12 protein-coding genes and 1 tRNA gene are annotated in these 17,671 nt (G+C 38.3%); 10 read left to right on the plus strand and 3 right to left on the minus strand.

Annotation, left to right across the window (positions count from 1 at the left end; genetic code table 11):
- The first annotated feature begins 41 nt into the window (after positions 1-41).
- A complete protein-coding gene (locus ACFOOI_RS14210) occupies positions 42-3,059 on the plus strand; it encodes a 3-coathanger stack domain-containing protein (RefSeq protein WP_379838661.1) in 3,018 nt (1,005 codons plus the stop codon).
- A 120-nt stretch (positions 3,060-3,179) separates the two neighbouring features.
- Positions 3,180-3,569, plus strand: a complete 390-nt coding sequence (locus ACFOOI_RS14215; RefSeq protein ID WP_379838662.1) for an HIT family protein — start codon at positions 3,180-3,182, stop codon at positions 3,567-3,569.
- Here the strand turns inward: ACFOOI_RS14215 and ACFOOI_RS14220 are convergent.
- Positions 3,564-5,078: a lipopolysaccharide biosynthesis protein gene (locus ACFOOI_RS14220; RefSeq protein ID WP_379838663.1), complete on the minus strand. Its 1,515-nt coding sequence runs from the start codon at positions 5,076-5,078 to the stop codon at positions 3,564-3,566. The two genes, ACFOOI_RS14215 and ACFOOI_RS14220, sit on opposite strands and share 6 nt — an antisense overlap.
- A 178-nt stretch (positions 5,079-5,256) precedes the next feature.
- On the opposite strand from ACFOOI_RS14220, the gene ACFOOI_RS14225 reads away from it, so the two are divergent.
- The 6 genes from ACFOOI_RS14225 (at position 5,257) to ACFOOI_RS14250 (ending at position 14,203) form a co-directional block, all read left to right on the plus strand.
- Entirely contained in the window at positions 5,257-5,886 is a 630-nt protein-coding gene (locus ACFOOI_RS14225; protein WP_379838664.1) for a hypothetical protein, read from the plus strand.
- Between the two features lie 3 nt (positions 5,887-5,889).
- Positions 5,890-7,116, plus strand: coding sequence for a hypothetical protein (locus tag ACFOOI_RS14230; protein WP_379838665.1), 1,227 nt, complete (start codon positions 5,890-5,892; stop codon positions 7,114-7,116).
- Positions 7,117-7,287: 171 nt separating this feature from the next.
- Positions 7,288-7,929 carry a response regulator gene (locus ACFOOI_RS14235; protein WP_379838666.1) on the plus strand — a complete coding sequence of 214 codons (642 nt, stop codon included), beginning with the start codon at positions 7,288-7,290 and terminating at the stop codon, positions 7,927-7,929.
- Positions 7,919-9,619, plus strand: coding sequence for a sensor histidine kinase (locus tag ACFOOI_RS14240; protein ID WP_379838668.1), 1,701 nt, complete (start codon positions 7,919-7,921; stop codon positions 9,617-9,619). The genes ACFOOI_RS14235 and ACFOOI_RS14240 overlap by 11 nt, the downstream gene beginning before the upstream one ends.
- A 315-nt stretch (positions 9,620-9,934) precedes the next feature.
- On the plus strand, positions 9,935-13,840 hold the full coding sequence (locus ACFOOI_RS14245; protein WP_379838669.1) for an endo-1,4-beta-xylanase: 3,906 nt from the start codon (positions 9,935-9,937) through the stop codon (positions 13,838-13,840).
- A gap of 57 nt (positions 13,841-13,897) precedes the next feature.
- Positions 13,898-14,203, plus strand: a complete 306-nt coding sequence (locus ACFOOI_RS14250) for a LytR/AlgR family response regulator transcription factor (protein ID WP_379838670.1) — start codon at positions 13,898-13,900, stop codon at positions 14,201-14,203.
- A gap of 145 nt (positions 14,204-14,348) precedes the next feature.
- Here the strand turns inward: ACFOOI_RS14250 and ACFOOI_RS14255 are convergent.
- A tRNA-Phe gene (locus ACFOOI_RS14255) sits at positions 14,349-14,421 on the minus strand.
- 180 nt (positions 14,422-14,601) lie between these two features.
- Between ACFOOI_RS14255 and ACFOOI_RS14260 the strand changes: the two genes are divergently transcribed.
- Both ACFOOI_RS14260 and ACFOOI_RS14265 read left to right on the plus strand, forming a co-directional pair.
- Positions 14,602-15,933, plus strand: coding sequence for a 4Fe-4S dicluster domain-containing protein (locus tag ACFOOI_RS14260; protein WP_379838671.1), 1,332 nt, complete (start codon positions 14,602-14,604; stop codon positions 15,931-15,933).
- 70 nt (positions 15,934-16,003) lie between these two features.
- On the plus strand, positions 16,004-17,200 hold the full coding sequence (locus tag ACFOOI_RS14265; RefSeq protein ID WP_379838672.1) for an anhydro-N-acetylmuramic acid kinase: 1,197 nt from the start codon (positions 16,004-16,006) through the stop codon (positions 17,198-17,200).
- Between the two features lie 21 nt (positions 17,201-17,221).
- Here the strand turns inward: ACFOOI_RS14265 and ACFOOI_RS14270 are convergent, their stop codons facing one another.
- Positions 17,222-17,650 (minus strand): DUF2141 domain-containing protein, encoded by a 429-nt coding sequence (locus tag ACFOOI_RS14270; protein WP_379838673.1) that lies wholly within the window; start codon positions 17,648-17,650, stop codon positions 17,222-17,224.
- Positions 17,651-17,671: the final 21 nt, after the last annotated feature.

The following is a 17,671-nucleotide window of genomic DNA, read 5'->3' on the forward strand; positions in this document are numbered from 1 at the left end:
ATTAAATTTAAATTTGGAATTAATCATTTTATTAAAATTTTATGCGAAAGTGTTTAATATTGATCCTAACATTTAATATTTGTCACCTGATTTATTCACAAGACCTTGTTAAAGATATTATTAAAAACAACGCTGGCTCTAAACCATATAGACTATTAAAGGCAAATGATAATATTTTCTTTTTTGCCTTTCCAAATTCAAATAGTTCTGAAAGATTATTTAAAACTAACGGCTTGGCCTCCAATACGGTTTCAATTGATTACATACATGGAACAAGCTCACAGTCAAATATTTATTATTGGGGTGAATTATATAATGTTGGCAATAATGCTGTTTTTTTTGCCTATAGGCACGATCCAATCTTTGAGGGTACTGAACTGTGGGTTACCAATGGAACATCAGAAGGCACTAATTTATTAAAAGATATATACCCCGGGCCTAGGGGTTCAGAATCGAAACACCACATTAAATTTAATAACAAATTGTTATTCACAGCAGATAATGGCACTCATGGCAGCGAACTGTGGATTACTGATGGAACTGATTCTGGGACATTTTTACTAAATGACACCGAAGAAGGCCCAGAAAGTCCAACATACCAAAGGTACTATTCTGAATTCAAAGAAAACAATATAATTATTGGAGATAAACTTTATTTTAGAAATGGAAACTGGGCAACAGGAGCAGAACTATGGATTACCGACGGAACCATTTTAGGTACGCGAATGATAAAAGATATTGATCCAGGCCTAGGCGGCTCTAACCCAACATATTTAACAAATATTGGCAATTTGGTATATTTTCAATCATATAACCAAACAACTGGAGCAGAACTGTGGGTAACAGATGGTACATCACAAGGCACTTATTTGGTGAAAGATATATTTGACGGTGTTAATGGTAGTGCACCAAAGAGTCTAGTAAAATTAAACGAAAAAATAATATTTTCTGCTAATGACGGTATTCATGGCGACGAATTATGGATAAGTGATGGCACACCAATTGGCACAAAAATATTAAAGGACATATTAATTAATGGAAGTAGTTCCCCACGAAATCTCTATGTTCTAAACAACTTTGTGTATTTTACAGCCAATGATGGTATTCATGGTGAAGAACTTTGGATAACAGATGGAACGGAAATAGGAACTAAATTAGTCAAAGACATCAACCCAAACATTAATATTAGCGGTGAACAAACTTACTCTATCGATAATTTCAAATTTCACAAGTGTTCAACTAACAAAGTTTGCTTTGTAATAAAAGACGAACTAGAGAGGTATCAATTGTGGGCAAGCGATGGCAGTGAACTTGGAACTAAACATTTAAATCATTTAAACTTTGATGAAGAGGGAGCATACTTTAAAGATTTAATTGATTTTAACTCCAACCTTTACTTTGTTTCAAGTAATTCAATTGGAAAAAATAGACTTTGGAAAACAGACGGTTCCATAAATGGCACAAAATTAATAGAATCCAATACAGTTAGTAGCAAATTAGAAAACTCAAAAATCTTATTATCCACAGAAGACTTCCTTTATTTCTCAGCTTTTGATTCACTAGCTGGTGAAGAATTGTTTAAAACTGATGGTGTTGTTACTGAGCTTATAAAAGATATAAATAAATCTGTGCCAACATATAATGAAATGTTCATTGATGTAATTAGTAATGATAATATAATGATATTTAGTTATTCTGATGACTTAAATGGATTCCAATATTGGACAACAACTATTGACACTAAGGTCGCGAAACCATTAATTGACCTTAGTTCTAATCGTGATTTATTTTTTCAATTTTATGGAGAGAATCCTGTCCAAATTAAAAGGATACAAAAAGTCCTAAATGATTTTTATTTTAATTTAAATAACAAAATATGGAAATATCACAACTCTAATCTTCAACTTATTTATTCTGGCAGAAGCGTTTCGGAACTATGTGAAACAAATGGAAAAATAAGATGGATGGATACAAATAAAATTATGGAATTCGATGGTGTAAACGTTAATTTAATCAGTAATGTACAAGGGGTAGGCTACGCTGCAACAACCTTTAACGGATGCTCTTATTTTGTAGTTGAAAATGGCACTTATGGGGAAGAAATATGGAAAACAGATGGTACTCAACAAGGAACCATGCTACTAAAAGATATTAACCCTGGAATCACCGGTTCCCAGCCTACTAATTTTAAAAAGGTCGGTAATAAACTTTTTTTCTTTGCGAGAACCTTAGAGCATGGGAAGGAACTTTGGGTAACTGAGGGTACCACGGCCTCAACAAAAATGGTAAAAGACATTGATATCGGCACTGGAAATATTTTCCCTTATTCAGTAACGAACCTAGGTGATTCATTATTGATTTTCAATATTTATTACGAAGAGTTTGACAATATGGTATTTTGGGTGAGTAATGGAACATTCGAAGGAACAAATTTGCTAGCTGGAAACGATTTATCTTCAATAGTTTATCCTGTTGTAAATAGTTATGGATTACCTATATACAACAACTTATTGTATTTTACTGCTTTTGATGGAACTGACTTCTCCTTGTTTAGTACAAATGGGAAGTCAATTAATTTGGTTAAAAATAATGTTCATGCTACTGAGTTTGCTGTATTAAACAATAGATTATATTTTTCTAATAACTACTACAATGGTGAGTCCAATAATACAATTTGGGTATCAGATGGAACTGAAGAAGGGACAAAAAAACTGTTAAACACAAATGAATTAAATATATTCTCGAACAGGAAATTACATCCATCCCAAAATAGTTTATTCTTTATGGCAATGGATAATACGTACGGAGCTGAAGTTAGATACATATCTGTGTGTATTGATAGTTTAAATATTGAGAATAGCGTCCCTACTAACTTAGATTTCATAAGTTCAAACCTTATTTCTGCCGGGAAAGAAAACAAAATTCTCGAAGGGGTAAATGTGAAATACAGTACTGCAAATTCTATAATTCTAAATCAAGGATTTGAAGCAAAACTAGGATCGATTTTTAAAGCAGAAATTGGTGGTTGCATAAACAACTCTTTTTTAAATGTAAAATAGAACATTTGTAAATATCACGTTAATCCCTAATTGTGAAAAGAGGAAGTTTTACTTAACTCTAATCTTCAAAAAAATAAATATCTGATCTAATATTTTTCAATTTCAAAAAACACCAAACAAATGCCTACCATATTTACGAAAATCATAAATGGCGAAATCCCTTGCCACAAAATAGCTGAAACCGAAGACTTCCTTGCGTTTTTGGATGTGTTTCCTTGTGCTCCTGGGCATACACTTGTGATTCCTAAAAAAGAAGTGGACTATATATTTGACCTTTCTGACGAAATGTATGCTGGCCTTATGGCTTTCGCTAAGTCTATAGAGCCTGCAATCAGGCAAGCGGTACCTTGTAAGCGAGTTGGCGTAGCCGTAATAGGCCTTGAGGTTCCACACGCACACGTGCACCTTATCCCGCTTAACAGCATGGCTGACATGAATTTCGGAGCAAAAATTACCATGACCCAAGAAGAGCTAACCGAGGTGGCCAATAAGATAAAAGCCTTGCTATAAATTTACGTTGGCGTTAAGGTCCATTTTCTTAATCTTGAACTCGTACCAGTAGATTATCCCAATAAATAGAACAGACAACAAAAGGTGGTAAGGCACTGAAAGTGCGTAGTTGCTAATCTGAATTTTGGAATTAAGAAAAATCAAGGCTCCTCCACCCAAAAGGTATAGAATGGTAGAACCAAGCTCGTACGGAACTGGATAATATTTTTGTCCAAAATAATAACATGCACCTACCATCAAAAACGACGAAACGGCAAACGTGATAGCACAACCCAAATAGCCCATTGTGGGTATTAAAAGTAGGTTTAGCACTACCGTAAGTACCATGGCTCCGATGGTCAAATAGGTGCCGTATTGGGTTTTGTCAGATAATTTATACCAAATAGACATGTTGCCGTATACGCCAATAAACAAGTTTGCCAACAGCAAAATAGGCACGATAAACACTGCCGAACGGTAGGTTTCGCCTATCAAAAGTTGAATCCAGTCTAAGTTAAGACTCACCCCTACCCACAAAACTATGCAAGCAATGGTAAACCATTTGGTGCTGAGGGCAATCATGTTTGGAGAGTTTTTATCTCCCATTTTAGCAAAAAACAAAGGATCTGCTGCATAGCGATAAGCCTGCACCACCAAAGTCATAAAAATAGAGAGTTTGTACACCTGAGCGTAAATACTAAAGGCCACGTCAGGGTCTTCAAAACCCGGGTAAAAGCCATAAGGCAACAGGCCTCTAAACATAAGCCTATCGGCCGTTAGGTTTACCGAACCCGCTAAGCCCATAATCATAAGTGGGTAGGCGTACTTTAGTACCGGTTTTAGTTTTTCTAAATCAAAGACAAACTTGAAGCCTACAAACTCTTTCCACAATAAACCCAAGCAGATAAGACTGGCCACATAGTTGGCCCAAATGATATAGTCTGGCCCTACCGATGGCAAATAAAATATAGCGGCAAAAGACTTCAGTCCAGGCAAAAACGCCCCTTTTAAAATATTATGACACAGTATTAGGTAGAACACATTGAGTCCGATATTTATAAAAATCCAGGCAAGTTTAATGCTTACAAATCGCTTTGCTTTGTTTTGAGCCCTCAGTTTCACAAACGCTATGGCGGCTACTGCATCTACTGCCATAATGATCGCCAACATAATGACCAAGTGTTCATTGCCCGGAAAATTAAGAAACGTAACTATTGGCGTAGCAAAAATGATGATTACTCCCGCTAGTGTTACACTCAACACTATAATGAAGCTTAAGATTAGGTTGAAGTACTCGGATTGGTTTTCTTTTTTGGAGCCATACCTAAAAAAGGCGGTCTCCATACCAAAGGTAAACAGGATATTTAGTGGTACTACCCAAGTGTAAAGTTGGGCATTTTCGGTAAGCAAACTTTGCTGCTCAAACACCCGTGTGTGAACAATTACCAACAACCAATTTAACAAACGCCCCACTATGCTACTCATGCCGTAAAGCATGGTGTCGCCTGCTAATTTTTTAAATAAACTCATGTAAAACTATTCAAATTCTAATAAGAGAGCAATGTTCCGAATTTTTGGGGAGTATTGCAAAATATTAAAAAAGAATAAGCCAAAAATAGAAGCGTGAAAAAAATATTGCCTTTAAATAAGTTTAAATTTTTGAACTGTTCAAAAAACCGTTTAATTGGTACTATAAATCCAAAAGAATATGTGGCGAACCATACTTTTTTTCTGTTTTATAAGCACCGCTTGGGCCCAAAGCACAGACAGCCTTAGTGCCAAACCAAAGGGTTTTATTAAGCAAATTAGAAAAAACTCTGATGAATTTTTCTTTAATGAGCACCCACCCAAAGTCCACACCAAACCCAGAGTGCACAAAAACACAATATACCTACAAGCCATGGGCGACACTCCGTATATTGGCACGGGCTACCGCTATCGGATACTAGACAAAAAAACATGGAGTACAGAACTTGGGTTCGGACTTGGATTTTCTCCCCATATTTTTACCACACATATACCTCGTCCTAAAAACTATTCTTTTTCACATGGCTTGCAGCTTATTTACAAACGCCAACGCTTTGTGGCACCAAGCATTGGCTATTCGGGCATTTGGTTTAGCTTTGAATATTATAATGGAAAAACCTTTAATTACGAACCCGCACCTAACATTGGCCTTCGCTTCGGAAATTCCGACAGTTTTGCGTTAAACCTGCTTTGGTTTGGGTACTTCAAAAAATCAGAATATTCCAAACTATCTGCTGACGAAAAAATACAAACAGTACTCCGAAAAAACGTTTGGAGCATTCCATCTGCTAACCTCCAATTTTCTTTTTAAACCATGAAAAAACTATTGCTATTTGCCTTAATATGCGTTTCATGCTCTTCTTGCGGAGATATTATTTTAAAAGAAAAAGTACTCTCAGAAAGGCCATTTGATCCTGTATATAATTATCAGGCCTACATATTGGCAGCAAGCGATAACAATGTCTTTCTTTCGGTTCAAAAGAATGCTTTTGACCGCTCACAACTCAGCCAAAAGTGTAGCTCTCCATACAAATTTGAAAGCCTATTTTTATCTACCGACGAAACAGGAAATAAAATTTCGGAAAATAAACAAACGCCATTATTTAACACAGAAAATGTATTTTCCGACAAAAACCACTTTTACTATATCAACACTTACAGTATCACAGGAAACATTACAGTGGACACATATAGTCTTGGTTTTCAAATAGAAAAAACAAAAAGCATTGTCCTGAAATCATTTTTCAAAAATAACTATACGGAAGTTCTCACCAGTAAACCCGTTTTTAAAACAGCAGAAGACTTCGCCGTTATAGGACTTCTGAGAAAGCCAAACTCAGACGAAAGGGCCATATTTTGGGCAAATATAAAAAATGAGCAAGTGAGCGATTATACCCAATCAGATTTGGGAAATATTCAATATCTTGGCTTAAATGATTTCACAGAAATAAACGATAACAGACTGCTTTTACTCATTAACATAAGCGGCAAAAACGAAAGCGAATCGGCAATATATTCATTTGAAAAAGACAAAAAGGAATTCAAAAAAGAGATTTCGTTGACTTCAAAAAACGAAAGTTTCCAAGGCATAAACGCATTTGGTGTTGACAATGTATTTTTGCCTACGTATTCGTCAGAAAATACTGCTCCGATATATTACATATATGATGACCAGAAAAAAATACTTACTAAAAAAACATATACCCAACTTGACGGCATAAGCCCCGAAAGCATCAAGTCGGCTTACATTCAGAAAATCGGGGATAAATATTTGTTTAGAACCAACAACTACCAAAGCGGTGAAAGCTACGTATCGGAGCTTAGAAGCGACCAAAGCTTTAAGATATTGTTTAAAAAGAAGGGCACTTCGTCTCAAAGTTTTATAAATCAACGTTCAGACAAAAGCCTCCGTATGTTTGAACTCTCAAGTGGTTTAGAAAGTGGCAAAGTTGACTTAATAATTCATAAAGATTTAAATAACCAAACTATGAAAAATTTGTACGAAGGCATTCCGGCTAAGTATCCCTGTTTTTTCGATTAATTAAATCAGGTTTTACACTATATTTAAAAACACCAAAACCACAGTGGGTTTGTATTTTCATTTGGTTTAATTTAGCTTTACTAGCCAATAAACCTCAACCTTAACTTTCTGGTCTATTTTAAAACAAGATAGCTTATCAAAAGCTTCTGTAAAAAAATAGCCGTTAACTGTATGCAGAAAATACACGCTATCCTTATCATTGACGATCATTTACTTTTTGCACAAGGCCTCAAACTTCTCATTGAGTCAAAGCCCGAGTATAAGGTTTCTGAGATTATCCAAAACACCGATACGCTTGACAGCAAGATTAAGTCGCTCGAGGTAGATGTAATTTTACTTGATGTAAATCTCAACGGCGTCTTGAGTTTTGAAGTATGCAAAAAACTAAAAACTCAGCTACCCGAAACCAAAGTGATAGCCGTGTCTATGCACCACGAGTACAACATCATAAACCAAATGCGAAAAGCAGGGGCTGACGGCTATATTCTGAAAAACGCCAGCCAAGCCAGTATACTAACAGGAATAGACGAGGTGCTTTTGGGTAAAAAATATTTTGAAGAAGAGGTAAAGTCCATTATTTCTAACGCCAAAAATCAAAAGCCCGAAGGCATAGAACTACTCAACCCTCGCGAAAAAAAAATCTTGAACTTGGTGCTCAAAGACAACACCAACAAAAAAATAGCGGACGAAATGAAGCTGAGCATAAAAACCATAGAGTTTTACAGAAACAGCATCTACACCAAACTTGACGTAAAAAATCTCTTGCAACTTGTTCAAAAAACCAAAGAGCTAAATTACCGCTATGAAGACTAGGCTAACCCTTTTGATATTACTATGCACGCAATGGGTTTTTTCACAAAAACCAGTATTTGACTATTGGAGCCTTCAAAACATTTCTGAAGCTCAATTGGAGATCAAACTCGATAGTTTTTCACGTTTCAATGACCCCCTTGGCCAAGCTTTTGTATATAAGTTTTTGGCAAATAAATACAATGGCGACCGCTCAAACAGACTAAAAGTAGTGGAAATGAGCATGAAAGCCATTAAGCTTTTTGAAGGAAAAAATGACCTACAAAAAAACTGGCAGAAGCTGTTTTTAGCAAACCTTTTCACCGAATTTGGAGACGGAAAACAAGCCTTAGAGTATGCACAAACACTAACAAACGAAGCTCTAGCGTTTGCCCAAAAAGCAAAAGACCCAAAGATGCAACTGACAGTATACCAAACTTTTATTAGACTATCAGAAACACTAGAAACCCAAAATAATCAAATAGATGACCACCTAAAAAAGTGCGACAAAATAGTAGCCGATGGCATAGGCGTAGACGAAAATCAGCTCAAAGCATATTACTTTCAAAAGGGAAAATTTAATATAAACAAAAAAAACTATACGGAGGCAAATGTAAATTTCGATAAGTCTGAGCAAATAAGCAGATCAATTTCAGACACCGCTTTTCTGTTGGTTTGCCAAATGTTTAAAGCTCAAATAAAACGTTTCAATGGCCAAAACAAAGAAGCCTTGAAGGACTTAAACAATTTAATAAGTGAAGAAAAAATAAACGCCGATCTGATACTTAAAAGATGGAAATATCAAGAAACCGCTTTGGTTTTAGGAAATTTAAACCAACTAAAAGAAGCGAACCTAACGTGGCTTAGCTATTATAAAACCCAAGAAGAAATTGAAAAAGATGCTATTAACAACTACCAAATGGCGGAGCTTATCTCTACTTTTTTGATAACTGACCAAAAATACGAGAACGAAAAACTTCTCATGACCAATCAGGTAATAGACCTCGAAAACCAAAATTACATCAAACTTTTGATCATATTTGTGATGGTGGTCTTTGTTCTATTACTACTTTTTATAGTTCGAATAAAATGGCAAAAACTAAGGAGCGACAGCCAAAAAACCGAACTCTTGCTTCATGGACAAGAACAAGAGCGAAGCCGCTTAAGCCACGAACTCCACGACAGCGTAGGTAACTCTTTGGCTGCACTGAAAACCAATGTGTTTTTTACGGAAGACTCGCCAAACAAAGAAAACCTACTCAAAATATTAGACGAATTGTATAATTCCATTCGTAATATTTCACACCATTTGTACCCAAACCACCTGGTTCAAGACGGCCTTGAGCGAACACTCACAGACTATATAAACCTGATAAACGTTAAGAAAAACATAGTGTTTCACTCCTACGGCACACCAAAAGCTTTGTCTGAAAACCAAACACTCAATATTTTCAGAATTGTACAAGAACTATTAGGAAATGCCCAAAAACACGCAAACGCTACTCAGATAGAAGTGGATATTTTTAATAATGAAAATGGAATATCTATTCGGGTTCAAGACGACGGTGTGGGCATGGAAAAAATGCTGAACTCAAACGGCATCGGCCTCAAAAATGTGGAAAACAGAGTAAACCTTTACAAAGGCCATATTGAATATATTTCTGACCAAGACACCGGCACTACAGTAATTATTTCTTTTGAAAACTTGGATTAAAAACCATCCGCCGCTAAATAGCTAAAAACGTTTATATTTTTTTCTAAAAAATAGAACTTGAGAAGTCGTTTTTTCTTTAACAATAAAAAAATAATTAATTTATGATCAAAAAGTTAAAATAAAAATTCGGGTTCATCTATTCTGCGTTTATAAAATCAATCTAAGCCCAATTTTTATGAAACAAAAACCCCAGTTTGTCATTATTTAAAGAACTAATTATATCATTTCAATAGGGTAAACCCTAATAATATTTCCGAGCATGGGTGTTAGGTTTGTTGACAAGTGTAAAACTTTCGTATCAAAAACCTTTACAATATGTTTAAAACCTTACCTATAAAAATTACCTTTCTCGCCACTTTTCTATGTCTGTTTTGGGGAAATATATCCTTAGCTCAAAACCTACTTTCGAATCCCGGCTTTGAGCTCGGCTCTGGCGATAATTTCACCAATTGGGCCAAAACAAATGGAGCAACTTACTTAACAGCCACCACTGCTCCTACCGAAATACACGGGGGAACCCGTGCTCTAAAGTCTGCCGGGCCAGGCTATGCTGGTCAGCAGTACCAGGTGCAACTCGTAGGAGATGCTGCAGCCACCACTATTGGCTCTAGCTATACCTTAAAAATCTGGATAAAAGCAGCAACTGCCGGTGGAAACGTACGGTTTTCTACTCAGCCAAGTGCCATGTATAGTACAGATATGAGCGTACCAGACGGTGTTTGGACACAGTTGAGCTGGACTTTTACGGCCAATGTAGCCAGTACGCAAATAGCCCTTGACCTTGGACAAAGCAACGTAGTTTACTTTATAGACGATGCCGAACTGGCACTTTCGCCCGTAAACTTAGTGCCAAACGCAAGTTTTGAAAACGGCAGCGGAGATATTTTCACAAACTGGACCAAACAAAACGGAGCAAGTTACTTAACAGCCACCACCACTCCAGCTGAAGTACACGCAGGAAGGAGGGCCTTAAAGTCTGCCGGGCCGGGCTTTGCTGGCCAGCAATATCAAGTGCAACTTTTGAGCGATGCCATTCCCACTACTATTGGCACTTCATACACTTTTAAAATTTGGGTAAAAGCCGCTACAGCAGGCGGTACCATTAGATTTTCAAGCCAACCGAGTGCCTTATATAGTGCTGACCTAAGCGTACCTGACGGCGTTTGGACACAGTTGAGTTGGACTTTCACGGCCAATGTAGCAAATACCCAGATAGCCCTCGACCTTGGTCAAAGCAACGTGGTATATTACCTAGACGACATGGAAATGTTGGGCTCACCAGCACCAGCACCAACCGTAAACTTAACCAACTATGCCCCTAACTTTAGTTTTGAAGATGGCACCGGAAACACGTTTACAAACTGGACTGAGCTAAACGGAGCTGGTTCTTTTTTTGAAACTACGGTAGCCGGAGAAGTAAAAGTAGGCCTAAGGGCACTAAAAGTGATATCTGCAGTTGCTGACCCAGGAAACCCTTGGAAAGTACAGCTTGGAAGTGCTTATTTAAACACACCAATTGGCAAAAATTTTTCATATAGTATTTATATCAAAGTAGCCAGCGGCACGGGTAAAGTGCGTATTTCTACCATTTCACCTTTAGCAAACTATGGAGCTTACGGCTACTCAGCCACTACAGACATAGGCACAGAATGGCAAAAAGTCACCTTAAACTTTGTGCCAGTAGAGGCTACCACCCGTATAGCAATAGACCTGGGAGGTGCTGCAAACACCTATTTTGTAGACGATTTAAAACTAACATCTTCTGATGCAATTATAGTAGCAAATGGCGACTTTGAACTTGGGGCTGGAGATAATTTTTATAACTGGCAAAAAACCAACGGGGCGGCTTTTTTAACAAGCACTACTACAGAAACCCATGCGGGCACAAGGGCTCTACGTGCAGAAGTAACAGGCACGCAAGCTAATGCGGGTCAACCCTGGTCTGTTCAAATAAAAAATGACGCTATTGCGACCACCGTAGGGAATCAATATACATTTTCGGTTTGGGCAAAGGCAGCTGCCGCTGGCGGTCAAATTCGATTCTCAACGGATCCAAGCCCACAATATTCGGCAAACTTTGATGTAACCACCGAATGGAAAAAATTTAGTTGGACCATAACGGCTAACACCACTGCAACTAATTTCTTATTAGATCTTGGTAAAGATGCAGGTGTATATTTCATTGACGATATCAGCATAGTGCCGGCGGTGGCCAACTTGATAGTAAACGGAAGTTTCGAGCTGGGCACTACTAATGATTTTACTAACTGGGGCAAATGGAACGGAGCTGCCAACATAACCGCCACCACCACACTTGCAGAGGTAAACGAGGGAACTAGAGCCGTAAAAGTAATAAACCCCGCAGTAGGAAACCCTTGGGAAGTTCAGTTAGTGAGTGACCCAATGGCAACAGTGGTAGACAAAAATTACATCGCTACTATTTACGTTAAGTCAATGGCGGGTGGAGAAATTCTTAGATACTCTACAAATGCCACAGCAGGAGCTCAGTATGGCCCCGACTTTACCATCACTACAAACTGGACTGCCATGACCTGGACCTTTAAAGCCAACGATGCCAGCACACGAATAGTGCTTGATATGGGTAAAAGTGCGGGCACATTTTATGTTGATAACATCACCGTAGTAGAAGCAGATGCCTGTGCCATTAAATACCAAATTCCGGCAGGGCAAACCCCAATAGCAACTGGCAAAAACAAATTCTTAGGAATGATATATTCTTCGGCTCAAAGTCCAAACCTGAACAAATACTTTAATCAAGTTACACCCGAAAACTCAGGAAAATGGGCGAGTATAGAAGGCACCGAAGGTGTTTATAATTTTACTGAAGTAGACGCCGCCAGAGAATACGCCAAAGTAAATAACTTCCCTTTTAGATTTCACGTATTGGTGTGGGGAAACCAGCAACCTGCCTGGCTAAAGCCTATGACAGACGCACAAAAAGTAACGAAATTAAAAGCATGGTTTCAGGCTGTGGCAAACCACTATGATGGAAGCACCAACGCTAGAGCAAAGCTAGAATACATAGAAGTAGCCAACGAAATCATAAACGACCCTCCCTCTATGGGCTCAAATGGCGTATACTCAGACAACACCAATGACAGCGGTAGCGGTGGCTACGTAAATGCCCTCAAGTCTCTCAATGTAGAACTAGGCACAACTCCTAGCGAATGGGATTGGGTCGTAAACGCCTTTAAACTGGCCCGTCAGTATTTTCCATGTGAAACCAAACTTGTACTTAATGAATTTAATGCCGAAACCAACTATTTAAACATTACAGACAAATATGTTGAAATCATAAATTTGCTTAAGGCTGACAATCTAATTGATGTAGTCGGATTACAAGCTCACTCTTTTTCAACCAGAAAATACAATGCCGAACAATCGTTTGCAGATCATACTTTGTTTTTAAAGAGCAAAATAGACCAAATTGCCGAAACCAATATCCCATTGATGATAACTGAATTGGATATAGACGGAGATACCGATGACACCTACACGGTGACTTCAGACAAAGCCATAAGCGATGCATTTCAAAAATCTGAATATGAGCGTATTTTTGGACTTTACTGGAACCACCCATCTGTAATCGGAATCACGCTTTGGGGTTGGAGAACTGGACACTGGAGAACAGACCAAAAAGCATATTTGATAGACCCGTGCTCAGAAGATGAACGCCCTGCATTGAAAGAATACCTAAATAACACCTTGGCAAACAACCCAAGTAGTGTTAGAGCATCAGCGAACCCAGCCTTAACAGCCACAAGAGCTCCCGGACAGTGTGGCCTTACGGCTATCAGCCCTGCCAAAGCTGTGGTTTGTCCAAGCGGAAGTGTGGTACTTACCGCAAGCGGATGCACAGGCAGCATAACTTGGTCTGGTGGCACTTCGGGAAGTACCACATCGGTTACAGTATCGCCTACCAAAAACACAGTTTACACGGCAACTTGCTCAACTGGAGGCACTGTGGCTGTGGAAGTTAAAATAGCCCCAAACACAAATGTGATAGCGAGCGATATTAAGTCTGGCACACAGTTTGTTAAAGTTGTACAGACTATAGAGTCGGCCAAAAACATTGGAGACCTCAGCTACGCCAGCCAACCCAATGTGGCATACGAAGCAGGAAACTCAATAAGTTTGCTTCCTGGTTTTAAAGCTGAGAATGGCAGTGTTTTTAAAGCAGAAATAAAAACATGTTACTAAGGTTTTCAATTCAAAAACAATCTGCATTCAGTTGCAGGGTTTTACTATTTATTTAATATGAACAATTCAATACATGTAGGAGGGAGAACCTCAGTTCCTGTAAATGAAATACAATACCTTGAGGCAAAAGAAAACTACTCGTTGATTCATTTGTGCACAGGAAATAAAATATTAGTAGCCACCACACTCAAGACCCTTGAAGAGCGACTTTCGCCTTTTCAGTTTACGAGAGTCCGAAGAGGAATATTGGTAAGCGATAATTTTATAAAAAAAGTAGTAAACAACCGAGTAACACTAAGAAACAATCTAGTCTTGATGATTCCGAGAAGGAAGCTAGATAAGTTTAAATACTCAGGAGAATAAAAAGAAATAAATCAAGAGGTATAATTTAGATAGAAGCCAAAATCCAGTGTCGGTCTCGATGCTGGATTTTTTTTATGCTTTGGCACCACAAACCGAACCCAATAAACACAAAAAAGCCGACTCTTTCGAATCGGCTTTTTGAAGGTGGTGATGGACGGGATCGAACCGCCGACACAAGGATTTTCAATCCTTTGCTCTACCAACTGAGCTACATCACCATTGTGATTACACCACCATTCCCTCGTTTGGGTGTGCAAAATTAGACAAAAGATTTTTAATTACAAATTTCCTTGAAAAAAAATATTAAAAATTTATTTGTACCTTGTTTTTAATCTGATTTTTTCGATATTTGCAATGGTATGCATGCATACTAATTAAAATCTAAAAAACCTTACAATATGCAAGTGCTCAGTCAAGTATTATTTGTAGCTGCATTAGCCACAGCAGTTTATCTTATAGCTAAAAGAGTGGTTTTAATAAAAAAAACAATTCAGCTAGGTAGAGCCGATGATCGCACCGACAGACCTGCCAAACGATTAAAAAACATGATTTTTGTGGCTTTGGGTCAAAAAAAGATGTTTACAAGACCCAGTGTAGCCTTTATGCACTTAATCGTGTATGTGGGTTTTATCATCATTAACCTCGAAGTTCTCGAAATAATATTAGATGGCGTGTTAGGTACGCACCGTATTTTCCTTAAACCTTTAGGATCTCTTTATCCTTTTTTAATAAACACTTTTGAAATATTAGCCTTTGGGGTAATTGTAGCCTGTGTGGTGTTTTTAATAAGACGAAATGTTACCAAGGTAGAAAGACTACAGGGAAGCAAACACCGCGAAATGGGAAACTGGCCAAGCCTTGACGGAAACTTAATTTTGGTTTTTGAAATAATGCTGATGTCAGCTTTCTTAAAAATGGATGCCGCTGACGCAGTTTTGCAAAGCAGAGGTGTAGGCCACTTTGGCGAAGCCATCACAGGGAGCTTTGTAATAAGCCAATTTATAGAACCATTTATGCAGCCTTTCTCTGACGCTACACTTGTATTTGCAGAACGTGCCGCTTGGTGGTTCCACATTTTAGGTATAATGGGCTTTGCATTATATGTAACGTATTCTAAGCACCTCCACATTGCATTGGCGTTTCCTAACACCTATTTTGGCGACTTAGAGCCAAAAGGCCACATGAAAAACATGCCAGCAGTTAGCACAGAAGTAAAAATCATGTTAGGCTTAGAACAAGCCCCTGAAACCCCAGCCGAAATAGGCAGGTTTGGTGCCAAAGACGTAGAAGACCTTTCATGGAAAAATCTGATGGACGCCTACAGCTGCACAGAGTGTGGAAGGTGCACGTCTTCTTGCCCAGCCAACCAAACAGGCAAAGCCCTTTCTCCAAGAAAAATCATGATGGACACACGTGATAGACTTGAGGACATTCAAGCCGGTTGGAAGAAAAATGGAGCCGACTTCAAAGACGAAAAAACACTACTTGGCGACTATATCACAGACGAGGAGCTATTGGCATGCACAACCTGCAACGCCTGCGTACAAGAGTGCCCTATTATGATTAGCCCATTGGATATAATTTTACAACTAAGAAGATTTAGGGTGATGGAGGAAAGTCAGGCACCACAGTCGTGGAATATGATGTTCCAAAACCTAGAAACCAGCATGGCTCCATGGAAATTTTCTCCAGACCAGCGTTTTGATTGGGCTAAAGACCTCGAATCATAAAAAATATCAACACGAAGCGATATATTATTGACAAGGAAGATGGATATTTGGGTTCAGAAAATCAAACTTCATGAACTCAAATATTCAACGCCTTTACGAAATCGCTCAAAAACCTTCACGCAAAATCATTGGCCTTATGGCCGGAACTTCGCTTGATGGACTTGACATAGCCTTATGTACCTACCAAGGCAGCGGCCTACAAACCAAAGTAACCGTAGACGAGTTTGAAACTATTCCTTTTTCGGAAGAAGTTAAAAATGAAATCCGTAAAATATTCGCTAAAAAAGAGATTGAATTTGAGCAATTGTGTTTACTAAATCCTTGGATTGGCAACCTCCACGCCGAAATGATTAATGCTTTTCTTCAAAAAAGAAATATCCCAAATACCGAAATAGACCTAATAGCGAGCCATGGCCAAACGGTTTTTCATGCCCCAAAAATTCAGCATGCAAAAGCCAACTTCCCCAACGCTACTCTTCAGATTGGCGACGGCGACCATATCGCAGTTAAAACTGGTATTATAACCCTTTCTGATTTTAGACAAAAACACTGTGCTGCAGGCGGAGAAGGTGCTCCATTGGCGGTATATGGCGACTATTTGATATTTTCGGAGAAAAACAAAAACCGGATTTTACTTAACATGGGGGGCATCTCTAACTTCACTTTTTTGAGTGGAGACCTCGATTCTGAGAAAGTTTTTGCCACAGACACAGGCACCGGAAATACCATAATGGACGCCCTAATGCAAAGAGAATACGGCCTGCCGTATGATGAAGACGGAGCTAAAGCAAGTGCAGGAACCGTGAACAAAAGCTTATTAGAAGCGTTAAAAGACCATCCGTTTTTCACGAAAGAGCTACCCAAAACTACAGGACCGGAAGTGTTTAATTTGGCTTATCTCGCTAACGCTCAAAAAACTAGCAATACCCAGTCTGAAACTACAGAAAACATATTGGCAACTTTGAGTCTTTTTACAGCCGAAACCATAGCCGATGCCATAAAACAGTTGCCGAGTGGCGACCATCCAAACGAGGTATTTATGAGTGGCGGCGGCATGCATAACCCGGCCATTGTGAACAAGTTAAAGGCACTATTTCCCAAAACTACATTCTTAAAAACTGACGATATAGGCATAAACGGAGATGCCAAAGAGGCTGTTTTATTTGCGACTTTGGCAAATGAAGCCATCGTGGGTGGACATACCGATTTTGGCAAACGAGGTGGCGTACCTAGCGTAACAATGGGAAAAATCAGTTTCCCAAATTAAAACATTTCTATAGATTTTTTTTTAGTCCAAAAGGCTAATGTGACACTTGGTTTTGGCTTCCACAATATCGATGCTACAGTCTTCAAACTTTGGGGCAGAAACCCTAGGTTTAAAGTTCTTTGAAAAACCAAAAGGCTCGGTTGGATACCCAATAAAATTCTTGTCGATTTTCCTGTTGTCGTTTACATCATGAAAAATAGCTACGGCGTATTTCCCTTTGGGGATGTTGGGAATATCCACAAACATTTTACCAACTTTTACATCTGCAATACGGTTTTTTATTGTGATTTTTCCTTGAGGAAAATTGGCTTTACTGTCATAGATTGCCACCATCATGGCTCCTTTGCTACTTTTAATGTTGGTGATTTCTAAATGCAGATTCGCGGTATCGTTAGAGTCAAACGCAAAAAAAAGAATTCCCCCTAAAATACATAAAATGGTGTGTTTCATAGTTTAATTTTTTGTTCCTAT

Source organism: Lacihabitans lacunae (assembly GCF_042649125.1).
GTDB classification, from domain to species: Bacteria; Bacteroidota; Bacteroidia; order Cytophagales; family Spirosomataceae; genus Leadbetterella; species Leadbetterella lacunae.